The sequence below is a fragment of the Jeotgalicoccus nanhaiensis genome, from assembly GCF_015235105.1.
Lineage (GTDB): Bacteria > Bacillota > Bacilli > Staphylococcales > Salinicoccaceae > Jeotgalicoccus > Jeotgalicoccus nanhaiensis.
In genome coordinates, this window is the sequence record NZ_JADGLW010000008.1 from 76321 (window position 1) to 95610 (window position 19290).

Consider the following 19290-nt stretch of genomic DNA (forward strand, 5'->3'; position numbering starts at 1 on the left):
CGCAGCATCTCCTTAATATTTTCAAAAATTAATCAATCTATATTTACCCTCCAGAATCGTTTTTAAAACAGTTCTTCTGCCAGCAGCTTATAGACATTGAGACGCGCTTTTTGAGAGTGAGGAATGCTGCAGATCATCGCTTCGTCAAATCCATACTGAATCTGCTCTTCCTGCAGACGTTTAGCGATTTCTTTGGCAGAACCGACTAAATGCAGTTTACGGCCTTCTTGAATTTTCATGCGGTCCATTTCTGTCAGCGGAAAGTCCTGTGCCTCTTCAGGTGTCAAAACTTGTCCGCTTCGTCCTTTCATAAACTGCAGACGCCATATATCCTGAGGTTTAGCTTCAAATTCCGCTTCTTCAGCAGTTTCTGCTGCTGTAACCATATAAGATACATTAATTTCAGATTTTTCCATAAAAGGAGATGCTTCAAAATTATTTTTATAAGCATCGAGTATTTCTTTTGACAGCTGTCCGTTAAAGAACTGAGCGAATGAATAACCCGCGCCTCTCCGGCCAGCTTCTACCGCACTGTTGCCGCTCGAACCGAGCAGCCACGATTCAGGCAGAGTGATATTCGACGGTGTCGCAATTGTTCTGTTATATAAATCAGATGAAGGCACTTCATCATTAATCAGCTGGAGCGCGGTATCAAATTTCTCATACATATTATGCACCATTGGTGTACGTCCCTCGGACAATGCGTAAATGGAAAACTGATCTCCGCCGGGTGCTCTTCCCATGCCAAAATCAATACGTCCGGGAGCGAATGCGCTGAGTGTTTTAAAAACTTCGGCAAGCTTTAACGGAGAATAATGCATCATCATGACACCTCCGGTACCGATTCGTATGTTTTTTGTTTTAGCTGCCAAATGTGCCGCTGTAATCTCAGGAGCTGAACTTGCGTAGGCGGACGTGCCATGATGTTCTGCCATCCACATTCGTTCGTAGCCGAGCTGATCGCCAAGCACCGCCAGCTCTTCCGCTTTCTTTAAAGCATCTGCTGCTGTGTTGCCTTTAGTAATGGGAGCTTGATCCAGTATACTCAATTTCATAGTTAATACATCCTTTAAATTATATTTATCGGTATTCTCTTTTCTTTAAAGAATATCAATTAACGGCCTGTTATAAAAACTAAGTGCTTAGTCAGCCGCCGGCCATTCACAAGTAAATGTCAGTTTATCCCCGTCGTAGTCAGCGCGGATATGACCATTCATTTTATCCATTAAGCTTTTCGTCACCGAAAGCCCAAGACCGGTGCTCTCTCCGGTTCTTGATTTGTCTGCAATGTAAAAACGGTCAAAAAGTATTTCCGGATTATTTGCTTCAGCAGTAATTTCCGCACTGTTCTGCACCCATAATATAATAGATTGCCTGTTTTTCCGTACACCGATTTCAATATCTCCTTCAGCATATTGAAGTGCATTAGACAGCAGATTTTCAAGCACACGTCTGACCGCCGCCAGGTCATTTATAATGAACAGCGGACCAGTCGAAATATTCATTGCAGGTTCAATACCTTTCTCCGTAAAATCACTGTAAAATGATAAAACCATTTCATTGGTGAGCCGGGTAATATTAATCCGTTCTTGCTTTAAAACATAATCGCCGGAAGCTATTTTACTCAGTTCAAAAAAATCATTAACGAGTTTTTCCAAATGTACCGAACGTTCCAGCGCCGTATTTAAGTACTCCTGCTGCTCTTTTGCCAGTAAATCTTTTGATTTCACCATTTGAAGATAGCCTTTAATTGATGTTAAAGGTGTTCTCAAGTCATGAGAGATATTCGCAATACTTTCTTTTAATTCATTTTCAGAACGAATTTTCTCACGGTTTGTACTGATGTAATGATCAATCAGCGTGTTGATTTCAAAGCCGAGGGATTCAAGCTGTTTATCTATCAGACTGATATCGATTTTTTTACCTGTCGAAAAGTTGTTATAGGCCTTAAGCTGACTGCTGATATTTTTAAGTTCTTTTTTCAAGACAAATAGACGGAGAACGAGAATTCCTGCTCCAGCCAGTGAAATTATCAGCAAAAAAATCAACTTCAACACCTGCCTTTGAAAAATTATTTAATTTCTTTTTTGCCGAATACATACATACCGATTAATAGCATGACAACTGTTGAAATCACTCCGGTCGATACTGCTGTTACGATATCTCCGGCAGTCATTTCCGGATTCATGACCGTGCCGAATTGATGGAATATCGAATAATTGTAGAGCTTACTGATAAGATCAGACATTGGAATCTGATCTATGACAAACATAATCAAGGTAAGTGCGATTGAAAATATAATCGTTTTTCCGCTGTCTCCGGTCATAATCGCAATTAATGTAATGATTGCGGTATAACCTGCCAGCTGCAGGGTAAATAAGCCGAATGAAGTCAGTAAATATATCAGATGGTCCCCATTAAATATACTGCCGCTTATAATCAATTTTAATATAAGTCCTGAACCCACAGGAATTATTACCGTAAGAATTACAGCCGCTGCTGTATAAACGACATACTTCGCAAAGTAAATCAGGCTCCTGTGTTTTCCGCTTATAATTTGATTTTTAATGACACCAGTACTGCCGAATTCTGTTGAAATATAAAATGCTGCAAGTGTTCCTATCATCAGATTAAAAAATAAAGGCAGAATAAACATCGACAAGGCATTCATTTCCGGAATTCCTGCCGCTTCAAATGGTGTATTGGTCAGCATCCACCATTCAGAAACTACAAGATAATGCATCAGACTGCTGAGAGCGGCAGATATTATAAGAAGTACCCAGAAAGATTTATTATGTTTTAATTTAAATATTTCAGCCTGCAGTAGATTACTCATGCGAACTACCTCCCACAAGTTTTGAAAAATAACTTTCCAGGCTGTCACCATTTTGCGACAAGTGTTCAATAATTAATCCGCTTTCTGTGAGTGCTGCCGATACTATTCTCACATTTTCCAAATGACTGTACAGATTAATTGATCCATCCGGAGTGATTTCGAAATCAGTCGTGTTCAGCTTTCTCTCGAGTACCGTCACGCCTTTTTCATGATCATCAACTTTAATTTTCAAATGTTGCCGGCACTTTTCATCGAGTTCCTGAAGACTCAATTCTTCAATCAGTCTGCCTTCGTGAATAATTCCATAGGTAGTTGCAAGCTGATAGAGCTCGCTTAAAATATGACTGGAAATCAAAACAGTTAGATTTTTTTCGCGGTTTAATTTTTGAATTAATTCTCTCAGTTCAACTATACCTATTGGATCCAAACCGTTCGTCGGCTCGTCTAAAATTAAAAATTCCGGATCTCCAAGTAATGCGACAGCAAGTCCCAGACGCTGTTTCATGCCGAGTGAAAAGTTTTTCACTTTCTTATTTCCTGTATTTTCGAGCTCAACTAGTTTCAGTGTATCTGTAATACACTGTTTACCGGGAATTCCCTTTTGCAGACGGTGAACTTCCAAATTCTGTTCAGCTGTCATATTCAAAAACAAGGCGGGCTGTTCGATAATCGCCCCCATTCTTTTCTGCGCATCATTTAATTCCTTAGCAGTATCCGCACCAAAAATTTCAATTTTTCCGCTGTCCGGAAAACCGAGGCCTGTGACCAGCCGCAGCATTGTTGACTTTCCCGCACCATTTTGCCCGATAAAACCGTAAATATCTCCTTTTTTCACAGTGATATTTACTTTATTTACCGCTTTATAATTTTTATATGTCTTTGTAAGTTCATCAGTTCTAAGTATATATTCACTCATAGTATAATCTCCTTTTTAATCGATAAACTGATTGTAAAAGAGAAATCATAAGAAAGTATTAAAACATTCCTTAAGAAAGTATTAATTTTTCATTTTATAGCCCATTCCCCAAACAGTTTCAATATAATCTGCTTTATTGTTTGCAGATGCAAGTTTATTGCGAAGATTGCTCATATGAACATTGACAGTGTTGTCATCACCTTGAAAAATCTCGTGCCAAACACTTTCAAATATATTTGCTTTCGAAAACACTTTATCTGGATTTTTCATTAAAGTATAAAGAATCGTAAATTCCCGCGCAGTCAATGTCAGCTTTTTATCATTTACCCTTACAGTTTTAGCATCCATATCCAGCACAATATCTTTATGTGTAAGAATATCCGGAATCACTGCAGCTGACCGATGAAACCTTCTCATGACAGCGCCTATACGCGCGGATACTTCTTCGATATCGAATGGCTTCGTTATATAATCATCGGCACCAAGTTTGAGAGAACTGACTTTTACCTCCTGCTCTTCCCGGGCAGAAATAATAATGACCGGCGATGTTCCTTCAGCTGTTATATTTTTCAGTATTTCTTCCCCGGACATTCCCGGTAGCATCATATCAAGCAGTATTAAGTCCCAATGCTGGTGATTGAAATAGAGCATCGCTTCTGTGCCTGAATACGCGGAGTGTGGTATATAACCGTTTTCCTTTACAATGTCTGACAGCAGTTTATTAATCGCATTGTCATCTTCAATGATTAATACATTTTGCTTAAGTCTCATATTTTATGCCCCCATTCTTGCAGTTAAGTTCATTATAAACATAAAAAATACTCCCTAATATTCATTTAAGAATATTAGGGAGTATTGACCCATTTATATCTATATCATTTTCAGCTGTATAATCTAATTATTCTGCGTCCGCCGGGTTAAGTTGCAGCTCAAGGCTGACTTTAACGTCTTTAGATACAAGCACTCCGCCTGTTTCTAATGTCTGGTTCCAAGTTAAGCCAAATTCTTCACGGTTGATTGAGAATTTAGATTCGAAACCGTAAACTGTCGGTCCGAAAGGACTTACGCCCTGGCCGTTGTATTCCACAGGAATAGTCACTTCGTTAGTGACGTCTTTAATAGTTAAGTTGCCTGTCACATCAAATTTTGTGCCTGATCCTTCGATTTTAGTTGATTCAAATGTGATTTCTGGGTGGTTTTCCACATCAAAGAAATCAGCAGAAGTTAAATGAGCGTCACGGTCTGCAACTTTAGTGTCGATAGTTGCTGCATTTGCTTTACCTTTTATTTTTGCTGTTGTGAAGTCTTCAATATTGTCAGCTTCGACATCAATCGACCATTCCCCGAAAGTTCCTTTAACTTTAGTTACCATCATATGTTTTACTTGAAATTCTAATTCTGAGTGCGCTGTGTCCGCTGTAAATTTAGCCATAATTAAATCATCCTCCATAGTTTTGTTTTTCGTTAATACTTCGCTTTCGAACTATCACATTAATTATGATAATATACTTAGTTACAAAAAGCAAGTAACAAACTTAAAATAAATTAAATTTGATATATTTGTATATTTAAGTCTATATTGAAGTAGTTTACCATTATCTGAAAATTAAACCTTTTTGACACTCTGTATTAATATATTGACCTTTATCGGTTAGGCGTGTATCCTTAATCTCATTAATTAAATAAATTCTTATCCAGAGAGGTGAAGGGACTGGCCCGTCGAAGCCTCAGCAACAGACTATTTGGTACTGTGCTAATTCCAGGAGCAGACGCTCAAAGATAAGCTGAGGACTTCCCCATCTCTTATCTTTACAAATAAAAGATGGGGATTTTTTAATAGGAGGATAATATTATGTCTAATAAAAAAGGCGGCCCGGTATCCTTGCTGCCCCTAGTTATATTTGTAGCCTTATTCATTGGTACCGGACTTCTGGCAGGAGATTTCAGTGCTATGCCGATTCCGCTAGCAGCGATTCTTGCGTCAGTTGCAGGTTTCTTTTTATATTTTAAAGAACCGTTTAAAGATAAATTAGCTGCTTACTTTCAAGGCGCAGCACAGGAAAACGTCATACTTATAGTTGTTATTTTCTTGCTTTCCGGTGCTTTTTCCGGCATTGCAGGAGCTATGGGAGCTGTGGATTCAACAGTAAATATGGGATTAACATTTCTTCCCCCTAGTCTGCTTTTAAGCGGAATTTTTATTATCTGCTGTTTTGTATCACTCGCTATGGGAACCAGCACAGGCACTGTTGTAGCAATTGCACCGATCGCCATTGGTATCGCAGACCAGACTGAAATCGGACTCGCACTCGCTTTAGCCACTGTTATTGGCGGGGCTATGTTTGGTGATAACTTATCGTTTATTTCTGATACAACCATTGTCGCTACACGTACTCAGGGTGTCAAAATGATTGATAAATTCAAAGTGAACTTTTGGATTGTGCTGCCGGGCGCTATTCTGACCATAATTACTTTATATTTAATGACTGCCGACATCTCACTTAGTCAGACAGGAAATTATGACTTTAATTTTATTGAAGTCATTCCATATCTTTCTGTGCTGATTATCGCACTCCTCGGGGTCGATGTCATAATCGTGTTGCTGAGCGGAGCAGCAATTTCAAGTCTTCTCGGCTTGTTGACAGGAGCTTTCGATATATTTACGCTGTTTTCAGCGGCTGGTGAAGGTATTGCAGGTATGCAGGAAATTTCAATTATCACAATACTAATAGCCGGTATGATTGGTCTAGTCAGTCATTACGGAGGTATCACCTACCTGCTCAATACTATTATGGGCAGAATTAAAACGAAAAAAGGCGCCGAACTCGGTATCGCAAGTTTAGTCAGCGTTACTGACGTATCCACTGCCAATAATACAATTTCAATAATGATGACGGGACCTCTCGCGAAAAACATAGCTGAAGAATATGAAGTGGACCCGAGAAAATCTGCAAGTATACTCGATACATTCGCTGCAGGATTCCAGGGTCTCATTCCTTACGGCGGACAAATGCTTGCAGCTTCAGGACTCGCCGCCGGTATCTCGCCTGTGGAAATTATGCCGTATTCCATTTATCCAATGCTGCTGATTATCAGCGGAATTATTGCGATATTAATTGGATTCCCAAGAAAGTATTCAAAAGTCAAAGTTAATTAGAGAAAAATCAATCGGATTCAGCAGATGCTGGATTCGATTTTTTATTTAAAAGTTTCCGTGGCGATGTTTAAGTACGACATAGAAATGGCGTCGTACTCGGGAACAAGTTCAAGTACGACACCGAAGCACCGTCGTATCCGGGAGAAAGTTCAAGTACGACACCAAAGCACCGTCGTACTCGGGAACCAGTTCAAGTACGACACGAAAGCGCCGTCGTATCTGGGAACAAGTTCAAGTACGACACGGGAACACCGTCGTATCTGGGAGCGAGTTCAAGTACGACACCGAAGCACCGTCGTATCCGGGAGAAAGTTCAAGTACGACACCAAAGCTCCGTCGTACTCGACATCTCTTTCAATATAAAAAAGCGGAATATGCCCATGCACATTCCACTCTCTTTATTGTTCAAATATAATTTCCTTAATCATATGCATTTCTTTAGCATATATTGAATGTTTTATATCCTCGACAGTTTCTTCAATGATTGAATAAGATTCTCTCGCCTTTTCGACTTTCCCTGTTTCAAACAGACTGAGCGGGTACACCAGACTTCTGACAGCGAACAAAATCCGGTCCAGCGGATGCTGGGCTTGCGGACGTTCATACATTTGATAAGCAAAGTTTTCTAAAACATACTCATAATCCTGCCTATAATAAGCCAGTTCCAGCTCAAATATCGGCAGATACTGTTTGATATAATCTCTGCTGACCATTGGATTATCGTTTTCTTTTTTAATCACTGCTTCCATTTCTGCCAGATAGTTCTCAACAAGTTCAATAATATTGTCAGGTTGATTCAGCAGATAAAATACATTAATCGGACGGTTTTTATCCACTACTTCAAATTTATACTTGTCCGACTGGTTAAACGATAAGTACTTCCTCAAATTTTCCTGATAAACTTCAGCCTGTTCCATATCGCCTTTATGTGAATAATACAAACCAAGTATTAAATTCTGCAGATAAAAATATTTGAAGTTCTCTTTTTTATAGCATTCCTGCAAGTGAAGTTCTCCGTATTCCAGAAAATCTTTTTCATTAAAATCTGCAGCAAACGAGCTTCTCCAGAATAAGTAATTTATATAGATATTACTGTCGTATTCCTTGTACTTCTCAACATCTTCTTCCAGCTGCTTTGTCGTTTCATATGCACTTTTATAATCTCTTTCGTACAGCATGGATATCGCATTGTTCATTTTATCGGTGACAGCCAGATTCTCGAGTCCGATATTTTTATAGAACTGCTCGATTAAATCAGTAATTTCTTCAGCTTTCTCCCTCTGGCCGGTGTACCTGTAGTAGACACGTATTAGATGATAAATTAACATGCCGTCGCTCGACTGCGCAATTTTATCAATATTAGGAAGTATTTCTTCTTTTATTAACTCTGTCGGAAAATCAAAAGAATTATACAATTCACTGCGCTCAAGCATTTTCTTTGTCCACTCGCTGTCACCTTCTTGTGTTAAATAACTGATGCTGACCCCGAGTGTCTCTGCTAAATACTCAAGAGTATCCATTGACGGGTTGGATTTATTATTCTCTATTAAAGACAGCATGCCCTTGGTAATCTTCTCTCCAGCTAGTTCAACAAGCGTTAACCCCTGTTCTTTCCTCAATTCTTTTATACGTTCGCCTAAAGCCATATCACTCACTCCAATTTACATTAGTTTAATTATATTAAACTATTTCTTGACTTACAATCTTAAATAATTATATGATAAGTTTAATCAGATTAAACAAAGGGGATGTTGTTTATGTTATTTACTAAGGAGGTCCCATCTCGGGAGAAGTTAAATTTTATAATTTATATTTTCAGCAGACTGACTTTAAACTTAGGCAGCCTGATTTATACGTTCGCAGTTTCCTACTCCATTTTATATTTCACAGGATCTGCTCTTTACTTCGCGATTAATTTAGCAATCACTTCCGTAGTTATGACACTGATGCTGCCTTTATCCGGAGTTATGAGTGATCTTGGTAATAAAAGGAAAATCATCATATCAGGAGAAGTCATTCTGACACTGATTATGGCGGGTCTTCTGGTATTCACCTACTTTAACGGGTTTAATATTTTTGCGATATATATTACCTCTTTCTTAACCGCCCTCGTTAATCCTTTTGTTTCAAATACATTTCAGACTTCGATGACCGAGATGTTTCATAAGGAGCGCATTCAAAAAGTAATGGGCTATGTTTCTGCTATTATGTCCTCTGCAATTATTATCGGTCCGGCAATAGGCGGTGTGCTATTCGGTTTATTTGATTTTTATATCATGATTTTAATATTTACGATTACTTACGCTATTTCCACCCTGCTAGATTTCTTTATCAAATTTGATTTGTATTACGATCCTGAGAATTATGTCTTAGTGAACTCAAGTCAACCCGAGACCGCTTCAGTCTTTGGAAAATTTAAACATGATGTCTGGCAGGGAATAGAATACATTAAAAATTCATACGTCTTCCTCCGGGTGTTTATAATGGCTGCTTTTATTAATTTCTTTGCTTCTCTTATGGGCATTTATCCGGAAAAAGCGATGATTACAGAACTGAAGTTCTCACCGGAAACTGTTGGCATAATTAATGCTTTTGACGGATTCGGAGTTCTTATCGCAGGAATTGTAATAGGCTCGGTAAAACAATTTAAAAACCCTGTAGGACTGATGAAAATATCGCTGATACTCTGGACATTCACCATACCGCTGTATTTACTCCCATTGTATACAAGCATGGCTGACACATATTCAATTGCATTTTTTGCAGCAATGGGCTTTACTATAGCGGTTATGCTGCAGGTGATTAATGTACCGCTTTTCACTTTTGTACAGCTGACTGTACCGCAGCACATCAAAGGCAGAGTGTTTTCCGCAATCGGACTGTTCGCTTCCTCGATTGCTCCTATAGGTACTCTGCTGTACGGTTTTGCATATGATTATCTTCCTTTCTGGCTTATCCACAGTATAAGTTTTACTGCTTTAATTATTATTATCTTTACCTTTCTGAACAGCCGTGTGATTGACGAATCCAAAGAGGATGTATCGAAAGTTGCTGAAGAACTGGAGCTTTCAAAAACAGTTCATGAAAACACCGGCATTTAATATTATATGCTTTGTATTGTCTGCTATAATAATGAGTAACATATATTGCACGGGGATGTTTTTATGAAGAATTATAAAAAAGAATACCAAAAAATATTTACCACACTCTCAGATGATGATCAGCTGGCTTTTCAATCGCTGAACAAGGAGTTTGATAAAAACTTTGTTACCGAAGATGCAAAGTTTGAAAAGCTGTACATAATGGCAGCTGCAATGACCGATTCTGGTAAAGATTACGTTGAATACTATAACGCCAAAACGAAAGATGTTGCCCGCGTGGCTTCTAAGCATCTGCCTAAACACCGGAATAATTACTGGTCAGATGCTGCAATTCTCGGTGTGTATTTTGCCGTACTGTTCTCGGCAACAATATTTTTCTTTGGGGAAATTGTTATTTCGCTTGTACTGCCCGCCGTGATTGTTTTAATACTCGCTATGGTGCCATTCATGAATCACGGCATCAAACATCAGTCGTCCAGCCACGGCAACAAACAGATGGTATCAAGTATCTTATTTTTAATTCTATTTGTCAGCGCTAATTTATTGATACTGTTCATGAATTCAAAAACGCTCAGTCCGTTAAAAATTGCATCTTACGATGCTTCATTAATCGACACACTGCTTTATACAGTCTTTGTTATCGTGGCAGCCGCTTCACTTTACTTTATCTTCACTTCTAGTTCATGGACGATCAGATTAATTTTCATCGTTCTGCTGATATACAGTACGGGGCGCATGATTTATCCTTTTGATTTTCTGAACGGCTTGTCCCAGTTTATCGTTCAGTATTTTATGTTCATCGGACTGGTTATTATCATTACCGGACAGTATGTCAGATCTAAACAATCTAATACAGAAACATAATAAAAAAGCAGCGTTCCGCTTTCACGGAATGCTGCTTTAATTTAATCCATATCTTCATTTTTTCTCAATCTGAAAGCGAGAATAAAACCGATAAATGCAAGAATTCCTGCAAACAGGAAGGACATATTCACTCCGTGAATCATGCCTTCAACTCCTTGTTCCGGTCTTGCCATATTCGTCATAATAGAGACCAGAAGAGCTGTCCCTACTGCACCGGCAACCTGTCGCATCGTATTGTTCATCGCAGTACCATGCGGCACCAGCCTGTTTGTCAATCTGTTTAATCCAGCTGTTGTTACCGGCATCATCACCATTGCGACACCGAGCATACGGAACGTATTAACGACGGCAAGATAAGTAAATGTAGTTTCGGTATTCAAAGTCGCAAACATCAGCGTGGTTACAGTAAGCATGCCGAGTCCGATAATTGCCAGCCATTTTGCACCGTACTTATCGAACAGCCTGCCTGTCACGGGACTCATAATTCCCATCATCAAAGCGCCAGGGAGCAGCATCATGCCGGATTCCATTGCGCTGAAACCGAGCATCGTCTGCATGAAGATAGGCAGTATCACTGCTCCGCCGATCATAGACATAAAGACAATCATTCCCAATGATGTAGATAAGGTAAATATTCTATCTTTAAATACACCAAACTCTAAAATTGGTTCTTCCAGTCTATTCTGGCGCTTAATGAACAGTACAAGGGCGATTGCACCAATAATTATCGGCAGTATCACCGCAAGGCTCAGCCAGCCGCTGTTGCCCGCAGCACTGAATCCGTAAAGCAGTCCGCCAAAACCGAGCGTCGACAGAATAATAGATGTCATATCCAGTTTCGGGTTCGTTTTCTCTGTCACATTTCTCAATATAAAATGTGCCACGATAAGATCGATGGCTACAATTGGCAGAATCATGTAGAACAAACCGCGCCAAGGATAGATATCGATAAACCATCCTGATAATGTCGGTCCGATGGCCGGTGCGAAACTGATTACAAGACCGAACATTCCCATCGCTTTCCCCCGCTGGTCACGCGGATAAACCAGAAAGAGAATCGTCTGCATCAGAGGCATGACAATACCTGCGCCTGCCGCCTGCAGAATTCGTCCTGTTAAAAGTACCGGAAACGACGGAGAAATACCGCAAATCAGCGTGCCGATGCCAAATAGTGACATTGCAGTGAAGAATAAAGTTCTCGTTGAGAACTTATTAATTAAAAAAGCTGTAATAGGTATCATAATACCGTTAACCAGCATAAAGACTGACTGCAGCCACTGGGCAACATCCGCATCCAGATTTAAATCCGTCATTATATGAGGAATCGCAGTAGCGAGGAGCGTCTGATTTAAGATTGCTGCAAATGCTCCCGATAACAGCACAGCCATTAATATCGTTCTGCTTTTGCCTGTGAGCTGATTATTATTTTCATTTTCTAAAGACATTCATTTTCCTTCTTTCATAGACATAACACAATTAATGATTGTATAATACAACTATATCTTAAGTCAACTATATAAGCTGAAAAATTTGGAGGCTGAATTTATAAATGGTAAACGAAGAATCTTTAGAAATTCTGGAATTGGAAATTGCTATGATGGTCCGTGCTTTACGAAGCCGCACTGTTGATTTGGATGAAGCCCAGGAACTGAATCGTGCCAGCTATTTAATCCTGCTGCTCATCTCAAGAAACGGACCGATGGGTGTCAAAAGTATTGCCGAAAAGCTTCATCTCGATATTTCCACCGTCAGCAGACAAGCTGCCGGCTTATTGACAGAGGAGCTGCTTGAAAAAAAACAATCCCGGACAGACCGCCGTTCATATATATATGATATAAACGACAAAGGCTGGGATGTTATCGCACATACGCGGAAAAACCGCAAACAGCGTTTTTCAAAAATGATAGATAAATGGGAAGATGAAGATATCGATGAATTTGCCCGTCTGCTTCAGAAATTTAATAATTTAATGAATTAAAACAAGCCGCTTCATCTTTTTAATTAAAGTGAAACGGCTTATTTTTATTTACTTGTCTGTTCATTAAAGAATTTAATTATTTTAGTATTCATATCATCCTGATTTTCAGTGTATAAGTATTGATGTCCTTCATTTTCATATGCAGTAAGCTCTACATCTTTTTTTTCTTCTTTCATTCTTTCATACATCTGGACCGATTCAGAGTACGGTACTCTGACGTCGTTATGCGAGTGAAATATTTTAAGCGGGCAACGTATTCTCTGAGTATTGTTCAGCGGTGCAATGCACTGCATAAATTCATCGTGCTCGCCGATAAAACCGTACTCATACGAACGCTGTTCCCGGCGCCAGGCAGGTGTGTTCGACAGCAGTGTTGTAAAGTGCGAAATGCCGACAATATCGACAGCACCTTTCCACAATTTCGGAAATTGGGTAATCAGCAGAAGTGTCATAAAACCGCCGTAGCTTCTTCCCATAATAAAAATGTTGTCTTTATCAGCCTGATGTTTGTTAATTAAATGCTGCCGCAGTTCAACAACATCTTTTGCTGCATCCATACGTTTTTCCTGGTTATCAAGACCGATATAAAATTTAGAATATCCCGTCGATCCTCTGATATTCGGTACTGCAATCTGATAACCTTCTTTATAGAGCTTATAATACAATTCATTAAATTCTGGACGCGCCTGCGATTCCGGCCCGCCGTGCACGTGAATTGCGGTTGGTGCTTTATCGTTCTGCTGATATAAATAATACGGCACATCGAGTCCGTCAAACGACGGGTATGTCGAGTATGTTGTATTGATTTGAGTATCGATTTCTTCATTGCCGAATAATTTTTCTGTACTGCTGTCTGTTAAATCAAATTCATACACCGCATGCGGTGTCGCCATATCCGAATACAGGACGTACAGCTTATCATTAGAATTAGCCAGTGAGTGCACTACTCCGCAGCTTGAAAAATCAAGTGTTTCGAGGAGATCATTCTGAACATCGTATTTAAACAGTTTAGAAAAGCCTTTTTTATTCACTTCGAAAATAATATTATTTTTATCTTCAAGCACAATTACTTTCTGAATGTCCCATTTAAAATAAGTCAGTTTTTTAAATTCAAAAGTTTCTTTGTTTAATTTATATAAATTTAAATGGCCTTCCAAATAATCGCTCGTAAATAGAGCTTCCGTATCGTTCAGTGAGCGGTAATTGCCAAACCGTCCTGCCGGCAGTTCTGTATCTGTTAATTCTCCTGTTTTTATATTAAAGAGAAAGATTTTTTTATCTAAATTATTTACAGCTTGGCTTATCAGTATATGATTATCATCGAATTCCCCAATAATCGAAGACGGTTCTTCAAATGAACTAAGAACTTTCTGCTGTCCGTCCGAATAGTTTATCAGCTCAAATATTTTACCTTCTTTATGGTTTCTCAAAAAGATAAAATTTCCATCCATATGTACACCGTAATGGTGATAATAATCGTCATCCGCCGTAAGCTGCACCTTTTCTTCTTTGTTAGTGTAAATCAGCTGCTCGCGTTCATTGCCTTTTAAATCTGTTGCCGTTAACAGTCCCCCGTCTGTAAACCAATAGTTTTTAACGTTCTCCTGCTCGTTTGTCACTTTGACATAACTCTTATTTTTTAAATTGTAGCTGTGCAGTTCACGTTTCCCCGTCTCATCTGAGATGACATATAAATTCTCTTCGCTTTTGTCCAATTTCAATGATAGATATTTAGTAAACTCCGTCACTTCGGCACCCTCTTTTAATTATGTAATCCTTATATATAAAAATACCCTAATCCTTAAAGAATTGTAAGGATTAGGGCTTAAATTAATAATTATTGCATATTAAAGTAATCTACAGCAATCTGCGTACCGACTTTAGCGTTGTTGTACACTAATTTAATGTTGGCTTCCAGAGATTTGCCTTCTGTTTTTTCGACAATTTTACCTAGCAGGAACGGTGTTGAATCTTTACCGCCGATGCCGTTTTCTTCAGCTTCTTTAACAGCTTCCATAACGATACCGTCGATATACTCTTTTGGCAGTTCATCGCTTTCTAAAATAGGGTTCGCAATTACTGTACCGCCTTCAAGTTTAAGATCGTGCTTCGCTTTAATAATTGCAGCGATGTCTTCAGTTGTTTCAGACACAGTGTTTAATTTAATATCACTTGTGCGTGTGAAGAATGCCGGCAGTACTTCCGTTTGATAGCCGATTACCGGTACACCTTTAGTTTCAAGATATTCCATCGTCTTATCAAGGTCTAAAATTGATTTAGCTCCAGCACAGATAACAGCGACATCAGTTTTTCCTAACTCGTCAAGGTCCGCTGAGATATCCATAGTTTCTTCCACACCGCGGTGAACACCGCCGATTCCGCCTGTAACGAAGAATTTAATGCCTGCCATTTCTGCACAAATCATCGTCGATGCCACTGTCGTTGCACCGATGCGTTTGGTCGCAATAATTTCTGCCAGGTCGCGGCGTGAAACTTTCGCTACACCTTCAGAGTTCCCAAGTTTTTCAAGTGAAGCTTCATCGAGACCAACTTTAATCTTGCCGTCCATAATAGCAATTGTTGCAGGAACTGCGCCGCCTTCGCGAACAATATCTTCTACTTTTTTAGCCATTTCAACGTTTTGCGGGTAAGGCATACCGTGAGAAATAATAGTTGATTCAAGTGCAATTACCGGTTTATTGCTTTCCAGCGCTTCTTTAACATCCGGGTGTAGTTCGATTAAATGATTCATTTTGCTTCCTCCATGTCTTTAATAAGTTGTTTTTCTGTTAAATCCTGACGTACGGTATATTCTGTCTCTATTGTCTTACTGCTGTTCATCATCGCCATCTTCACGATGTCATCGATTGGATAGCCCTTCAGCCAGCCGAACACGATAGCGCTGGAAAATGAATCTCCAGCCCCTGTGACGTCGACAACCTTGTCCGATGGTATTATGCTGTATATCTTACCGCCGTCGCTCTTACCGCTGTAAGCTATCGATTTGACGCCATTTGTAACAATAACGTGACTAACACCTGCTTCATTCCACATTCCTGCTGCTTTAAGCAGATCTTCATCGCTGTGAATTTTAATGTTAAAGTGTGCTTCTGTTTCGTCTCTGTTAACAATCAGCCAGTCGACTGCATGTAAATTATCCGGCATACGGTTCATTTTTGGACCCGACACAGGTATCAGCACAAGATTAAGATCGTGCTTCTCTGCATAAGCACACAGGAAGTCAAGAGACACTTTCGGCGTGTTTAAATCTGCAATAATACATTTCGCACGCTTTAATATGTATGTCTGTTTAATCAGCACTTCCGGTGTCAGATAATCGTAGATGTTCATATCGGCAAAACCGTATTCCATCTCACCTTCATGACTGATTAATGCAGTATAGCAACCTGTACTCTGTCCTGCAATATGCTCAGCAAAATCGAGATTGATAAACGGTGCAGTTAAATCGTGAATTGTTTTCCATTCACCGTCATCTCCCCGTGTCGTAATCAGAGCAACGCTCTCTCCGAGCCGTCCAAGGTTCTCACCGATATTGCGCGCAACACCTCCGACTGAATGTGCAGACTGAATAGGATTCGAAGTACCGTGTATCAGCTGATCATGAACGAAGAATTTGCGATCCAGGTTAGCAGCGCCTATACAGACAATTGGATACTCTGCATTCAGTACATATGCCTGTCCCTGAATAAATTCTTTCTTCACAAGCTCGGATACAATCGCAGCCACAGAAGAATTAGTCAGACCTACTTTTTTAGCCAGTTCAGTTTGTGATATGAAAGGGTTATCTTTTATATGTTTTAAAACGTCATTTTCTTTAGGATGCATTGCTATCCTCCTAACTCACTTTTTACTGCTTTAAATTATATATGATTTAAGCAATAAAAACTTATTTTAACACAAAATAGAACTGTTTTTGTTAATAAGTCACATCATTTGTGAAGTTTATGAGAATATTTTCACTAAATCGTATTTAAAAGCCATTTAAATTATATCCTGCATGACTCTTCATTACAAAAAATTAAAAAAAGCACTGTGCCAACAGCACAGTGCTAAAGTATACCACCGGTCGGGATCGAACCGACACTCTCTTAACGAGAATTGGATTTTGAGTCCAACGCGTCTGCCAATTCCGCCACGGTGGCTCATTAAAAAAAAATACTAATTAGTCATCTAATTAGTTGAAAAGTATAAAGCGGAAGATAGGATTTGAACCTATGTCTTGCTTCAGGAAGAAGCATGTTCTAAACACTAAACTACTTCCGCATGAAAGTATAGTTTAAGGCGCCAACCGGATTTGAACCGGTGATAGAGGATTTGCAGTCCTCTGCCTTACCACTTGGCTATGGCGCCAAAGGAAATCTATAAAAAAACTGGGCTGGAAGGATTCGAACCTTCGCGTCACGAGACCAAAACCCGTTGCCTTACCGCTTGGCTACAGCCCAAAAATGGGGCGGCTGATGGGGATCGAACCCACGCATGCCGGAACCACAATCCGGTGTGTTAACCACTTCACCACAACCGCCATTTTAATAAAATGCAGGGGTAGTAGGAATCGAACCCACATCAAAGGTTTTGGAGACCTCTATATTACCATTATACGATACCCCTATACTAATGGAAGGGGGCAGATTCGAACTGCCGAACCCGAAGGAGCGGATTTACAGTCCGCCGCGTTTAGCCACTTCGCTACCCTTCCGTAAAGAATGCCGGCCAGAGGACTTGAACCCCCAACCTACTGATTACAAGTCAGTTGCTCTACCAATTGAGCTAGGCCGGCTTAAATGGTGGTTCAGGACGGAATCGAACCGCCGACACTGTGAGCTTCAATCACATGCTCTACCAACTGAGCTACTAAACCACTATGTATGAAATTATCAAATAAAAAATGGCGGTCCCGACGGGAATCGAACCCGCGATCTCCTGCGTGACAGGCAGGCATGTTAACCGCTACACCACGGGACCTAATATAAGCTTGCATAAAAATAATTGCGGGAGAAGGATTCGAACCTCCGACCTCCGGGTTATGAGCCCGACGAGCTACCACTGCTCCATCCCGCGATAATATTATTAAATTAAAAATGGCGGAGGAAGAGGGATTCGAACCCCCGCGAGCCGTTAAGCCCCTGTCGGTTTTCAAGACCGATCCCTTCAGCCGAACTTGGGTATTCCTCCGCGATATTAAGTTTAAGCTATGGTGGACCTTGCAGGACTCGAACCTGCGACCCAACGGTTATGAGCCGTTTGCTCTGACCAACTGAGCTAAAGGTCCATCAAATGGTGGCGGCAGAGGGGATCGAACCCCCGACCTCACGGGTATGAACCGTACGCTCTAGCCAGCTGAGCTACGCCGCCGAGTTAAATTGATTATCACTATAACTTTGACTTTTTAAAATAATGGTGGAGACTAGCGGGATCGAACCGCTGACCTCCTGCGTGCAAGGCAGGCGCTCTCCCAGCTGAGCTAAGCCCCCATTATAACATTTAATTTTTTAAAAGAGTCGGGAAGACAGGATTCGAACCTGCGACCCCTTGGTCCCAAACCAAGTGCTCTACCAAGCTGAGCTACTTCCCGTTTCTATAAGCGCGCCCAAGAGGAGTCGAACCCCTAACCTTCTGATCCGTAGTCAGACGCTCTATCCAATTGAGCTATGGGCGCATTGCATTATTTAATTTAATATGGTGCCGAGGACCGGAATCGAACCGGTACGATAATCACTTATCGCAGGATTTTAAGTCCTGTGCGTCTGCCAGTTCCGCCACCCCGGCTTAAACTGGAGCGGAAGACGGGATTCGAACCCGCGACCCCCACCTTGGCAAGGTGATGTTCTACCACTGAACTACTTCCGCTGACTATACTATTAATAAATACTGTTTTAAAATGGTGCGGGTAAAGGGAGTCGAACCCCCACGCCGTGAAGCGCTAGATCCTAAGTCTAGTGCGTCTGCCAGTTCCGCCATACCCGCATATTTGAATGTGAGCCATGCAGGATTCGAACCTGCGACCCTCTGATTAAAAGTCAGATGCTCTACCAACTGAGCTAATGGCTCTTAGTTAAGAGATGGTGCCGGCCAGAGGACTTGAACCCCCAACCTACTGATTACAAGTCAGTTGCTCTACCAATTGAGCTAGGCCGGCACATGGTGGAGAATGACGGGTTCGAACCGCCGACCCTCTGCTTGTAAGGCAGATGCTCTCCCAGCTGAGCTAATTCTCCATGTAAGATACTATTATCTTATATTTCTATTAATAAATCAATCATTATTTAATTTTATTTCTAAAAAATATATACAGCCTGGCAGCGTCCTACTCTTGCGGGACGTCAGTCCAACTACCATCGGCGCTGGAGAGCTTAACTGCTGTGTTCGACATGGGAACAGGTGTGGCCTCTCCGCCATCGCCGCCAGACTATTGAATGT

Annotated in this window: 15 protein-coding genes, 23 tRNA genes, 1 rRNA gene and 1 riboswitch; of the genes, 4 read left to right on the forward strand and 35 right to left on the reverse strand. The window is 40.4% G+C overall.

Annotated elements, in window-relative coordinates; all coding sequences use genetic code 11:
* Positions 1-62: 62 nt before the first annotated feature.
* The 6 genes from IR135_RS09890 to IR135_RS09915 all read right to left on the reverse strand — a co-directional run bounded on the left by IR135_RS09890 (position 63) and on the right by IR135_RS09915 (position 5184).
* Entirely contained in the window at positions 63-1055 is a 993-nt protein-coding gene (locus tag IR135_RS09890) for an MsnO8 family LLM class oxidoreductase (protein WP_135099045.1), read from the reverse strand.
* A gap of 87 nt (positions 1056-1142) precedes the next feature.
* Positions 1143-2048, reverse strand: coding sequence for a sensor histidine kinase (locus tag IR135_RS09895; RefSeq protein WP_228063487.1), 906 nt, complete (start codon positions 2046-2048; stop codon positions 1143-1145).
* Between the two features lie 23 nt (positions 2049-2071).
* Positions 2072-2836 (reverse strand): ABC transporter permease, encoded by a 765-nt coding sequence (locus tag IR135_RS09900; RefSeq protein WP_135099049.1) that lies wholly within the window; start codon positions 2834-2836, stop codon positions 2072-2074.
* Entirely contained in the window at positions 2829-3752 is a 924-nt protein-coding gene (locus IR135_RS09905) for an ATP-binding cassette domain-containing protein (protein ID WP_135099051.1), read from the reverse strand. The genes IR135_RS09900 and IR135_RS09905 overlap by 8 nt, the downstream gene beginning before the upstream one ends.
* 81 nt (positions 3753-3833) lie before the next feature.
* Complete coding sequence (locus tag IR135_RS09910) at positions 3834-4523, reverse strand: response regulator transcription factor (RefSeq protein WP_135099053.1); 690 nt, start codon at positions 4521-4523, stop codon at positions 3834-3836.
* A gap of 127 nt (positions 4524-4650) precedes the next feature.
* Positions 4651-5184, reverse strand: a complete 534-nt coding sequence (locus tag IR135_RS09915) for a YceI family protein (protein WP_135099055.1) — start codon at positions 5182-5184, stop codon at positions 4651-4653.
* 255 nt (positions 5185-5439) lie between these two features.
* Positions 5440-5538, forward strand: a riboswitch (SAM riboswitch).
* A 66-nt stretch (positions 5539-5604) separates the two neighbouring features.
* Between IR135_RS09915 and IR135_RS09920 the strand changes: the two genes are divergently transcribed.
* A complete protein-coding gene (locus IR135_RS09920) occupies positions 5605-6909 on the forward strand; it encodes a Na+/H+ antiporter NhaC family protein (RefSeq protein WP_135099057.1) in 1305 nt (434 codons plus the stop codon).
* 398 nt (positions 6910-7307) lie between these two features.
* Here IR135_RS09920 and IR135_RS09925 read toward each other — a convergent pair whose 3' ends face one another.
* Positions 7308-8555 (reverse strand): helix-turn-helix domain-containing protein, encoded by a 1248-nt coding sequence (locus IR135_RS09925; protein WP_135099059.1) that lies wholly within the window; start codon positions 8553-8555, stop codon positions 7308-7310.
* 111 nt (positions 8556-8666) lie between these two features.
* Between IR135_RS09925 and IR135_RS09930 the strand changes: the two genes are divergently transcribed.
* Both IR135_RS09930 and IR135_RS09935 read left to right on the forward strand, forming a co-directional pair.
* The gene (locus tag IR135_RS09930) at positions 8667-10010 is read left to right on the forward strand and encodes an MFS transporter (RefSeq protein ID WP_167753409.1); all 1344 of its coding nucleotides are present in this window, start codon (positions 8667-8669) and stop codon (positions 10008-10010) included.
* A gap of 63 nt (positions 10011-10073) precedes the next feature.
* Positions 10074-10874: a hypothetical protein gene (locus IR135_RS09935; RefSeq protein WP_135099063.1), complete on the forward strand. Its 801-nt coding sequence runs from the start codon at positions 10074-10076 to the stop codon at positions 10872-10874.
* A gap of 41 nt (positions 10875-10915) precedes the next feature.
* Here the strand turns inward: IR135_RS09935 and IR135_RS09940 are convergent, their stop codons facing one another.
* Positions 10916-12319 carry a DHA2 family efflux MFS transporter permease subunit gene (locus tag IR135_RS09940; protein ID WP_135099065.1) on the reverse strand — a complete coding sequence of 468 codons (1404 nt, stop codon included), beginning with the start codon at positions 12317-12319 and terminating at the stop codon, positions 10916-10918.
* A 104-nt stretch (positions 12320-12423) separates the two neighbouring features.
* Between IR135_RS09940 and IR135_RS09945 the strand changes: the two genes are divergently transcribed.
* On the forward strand, positions 12424-12852 hold the full coding sequence (locus tag IR135_RS09945) for a MarR family winged helix-turn-helix transcriptional regulator (RefSeq protein ID WP_135099067.1): 429 nt from the start codon (positions 12424-12426) through the stop codon (positions 12850-12852).
* A 44-nt stretch (positions 12853-12896) separates the two neighbouring features.
* Here IR135_RS09945 and IR135_RS11750 read toward each other — a convergent pair whose 3' ends face one another.
* The 27 genes from IR135_RS11750 to rrf form a co-directional block, all read right to left on the reverse strand.
* Entirely contained in the window at positions 12897-14600 is a 1704-nt protein-coding gene (locus tag IR135_RS11750; RefSeq protein WP_135099069.1) for an alpha/beta hydrolase family protein, read from the reverse strand.
* Positions 14601-14689: 89 nt separating this feature from the next.
* Positions 14690-15604 carry a pseudouridine-5'-phosphate glycosidase gene (locus IR135_RS09955; protein ID WP_135099071.1) on the reverse strand — a complete coding sequence of 305 codons (915 nt, stop codon included), beginning with the start codon at positions 15602-15604 and terminating at the stop codon, positions 14690-14692.
* Entirely contained in the window at positions 15601-16698 is a 1098-nt protein-coding gene (locus IR135_RS09960; RefSeq protein ID WP_135099073.1) for a carbohydrate kinase, read from the reverse strand. Before IR135_RS09960 ends, IR135_RS09955 begins: the two co-directional genes overlap by 4 nt.
* Before the next feature lie 232 nt (positions 16699-16930).
* A tRNA-Leu gene (locus tag IR135_RS09965) sits at positions 16931-17015 on the reverse strand.
* 49 nt (positions 17016-17064) lie between these two features.
* A tRNA-OTHER gene (locus IR135_RS09970) sits at positions 17065-17136 on the reverse strand.
* Between the two features lie 16 nt (positions 17137-17152).
* Positions 17153-17223, reverse strand: a tRNA-Cys gene (locus IR135_RS09975).
* Between the two features lie 20 nt (positions 17224-17243).
* A tRNA-Gln gene (locus IR135_RS09980) sits at positions 17244-17315 on the reverse strand.
* A gap of 4 nt (positions 17316-17319) precedes the next feature.
* Positions 17320-17395: transfer RNA gene (locus tag IR135_RS09985), tRNA-His, on the reverse strand.
* Positions 17396-17410: 15 nt separating this feature from the next.
* Positions 17411-17481, reverse strand: a tRNA-Trp gene (locus IR135_RS09990).
* 7 nt (positions 17482-17488) lie between these two features.
* A tRNA-Tyr gene (locus IR135_RS09995) sits at positions 17489-17569 on the reverse strand.
* 8 nt (positions 17570-17577) lie between these two features.
* Positions 17578-17650 (reverse strand) — tRNA-Thr (locus tag IR135_RS10000).
* 5 nt (positions 17651-17655) lie between these two features.
* A tRNA-Phe gene (locus tag IR135_RS10005) sits at positions 17656-17731 on the reverse strand.
* A 28-nt stretch (positions 17732-17759) separates the two neighbouring features.
* A tRNA-Asp gene (locus IR135_RS10010) sits at positions 17760-17835 on the reverse strand.
* A gap of 24 nt (positions 17836-17859) precedes the next feature.
* Positions 17860-17931, reverse strand: a tRNA-Met gene (locus IR135_RS10015).
* A gap of 21 nt (positions 17932-17952) precedes the next feature.
* A tRNA-Ser gene (locus IR135_RS10020) sits at positions 17953-18045 on the reverse strand.
* 20 nt (positions 18046-18065) lie between these two features.
* Positions 18066-18142 (reverse strand) — tRNA-Ile (locus IR135_RS10025).
* A 6-nt stretch (positions 18143-18148) separates the two neighbouring features.
* Positions 18149-18225, reverse strand: a tRNA-Met gene (locus IR135_RS10030).
* Between the two features lie 43 nt (positions 18226-18268).
* A tRNA-Ala gene (locus IR135_RS10035) sits at positions 18269-18344 on the reverse strand.
* Between the two features lie 27 nt (positions 18345-18371).
* Positions 18372-18445 (reverse strand) — tRNA-Pro (locus tag IR135_RS10040).
* 10 nt (positions 18446-18455) lie between these two features.
* A tRNA-Arg gene (locus IR135_RS10045) sits at positions 18456-18529 on the reverse strand.
* A gap of 21 nt (positions 18530-18550) precedes the next feature.
* A tRNA-Leu gene (locus IR135_RS10050) sits at positions 18551-18639 on the reverse strand.
* Between the two features lie 6 nt (positions 18640-18645).
* Positions 18646-18720: transfer RNA gene (locus IR135_RS10055), tRNA-Gly, on the reverse strand.
* A gap of 32 nt (positions 18721-18752) precedes the next feature.
* A tRNA-Leu gene (locus IR135_RS10060) sits at positions 18753-18837 on the reverse strand.
* 11 nt (positions 18838-18848) lie between these two features.
* A tRNA-Lys gene (locus tag IR135_RS10065) sits at positions 18849-18921 on the reverse strand.
* A 12-nt stretch (positions 18922-18933) separates the two neighbouring features.
* A tRNA-Thr gene (locus IR135_RS10070) sits at positions 18934-19009 on the reverse strand.
* Between the two features lie 3 nt (positions 19010-19012).
* Positions 19013-19088 (reverse strand) — tRNA-Val (locus IR135_RS10075).
* Positions 19089-19164: 76 nt separating this feature from the next.
* Positions 19165-19279, reverse strand: a 5S ribosomal RNA gene (gene rrf, locus IR135_RS10080).
* Positions 19280-19290: the final 11 nt, after the last annotated feature.

Coding starts and splice junctions, on each gene's coding strand:
- IR135_RS09905 (WP_135099051.1), bottom strand. CDS start 3,752: ATGAGTGAATATATACTTAGAACTGATGAACTTACAAAGACATATAAA.
- IR135_RS09890 (WP_135099045.1), bottom strand. CDS start 1,055: ATGAAATTGAGTATACTGGATCAAGCTCCCATTACTAAAGGCAACACA.
- IR135_RS09900 (WP_135099049.1), bottom strand. CDS start 2,836: ATGAGTAATCTACTGCAGGCTGAAATATTTAAATTAAAACATAATAAA.
- IR135_RS09935 (WP_135099063.1), top strand. CDS start 10,074: ATGAAGAATTATAAAAAAGAATACCAAAAAATATTTACCACACTCTCA.
- IR135_RS09955 (WP_135099071.1), bottom strand. CDS start 15,604: ATGAATCATTTAATCGAACTACACCCGGATGTTAAAGAAGCGCTGGAA.
- IR135_RS09925 (WP_135099059.1), bottom strand. CDS start 8,555: ATGGCTTTAGGCGAACGTATAAAAGAATTGAGGAAAGAACAGGGGTTA.
- IR135_RS09915 (WP_135099055.1), bottom strand. CDS start 5,184: ATGGCTAAATTTACAGCGGACACAGCGCACTCAGAATTAGAATTTCAA.
- IR135_RS09920 (WP_135099057.1), top strand. CDS start 5,605: ATGTCTAATAAAAAAGGCGGCCCGGTATCCTTGCTGCCCCTAGTTATA.
- IR135_RS09930 (WP_167753409.1), top strand. CDS start 8,667: ATGTTATTTACTAAGGAGGTCCCATCTCGGGAGAAGTTAAATTTTATA.
- IR135_RS09960 (WP_135099073.1), bottom strand. CDS start 16,698: ATGCATCCTAAAGAAAATGACGTTTTAAAACATATAAAAGATAACCCT.
- IR135_RS09945 (WP_135099067.1), top strand. CDS start 12,424: ATGGTAAACGAAGAATCTTTAGAAATTCTGGAATTGGAAATTGCTATG.
- IR135_RS09940 (WP_135099065.1), bottom strand. CDS start 12,319: ATGTCTTTAGAAAATGAAAATAATAATCAGCTCACAGGCAAAAGCAGA.
- IR135_RS09910 (WP_135099053.1), bottom strand. CDS start 4,523: ATGAGACTTAAGCAAAATGTATTAATCATTGAAGATGACAATGCGATT.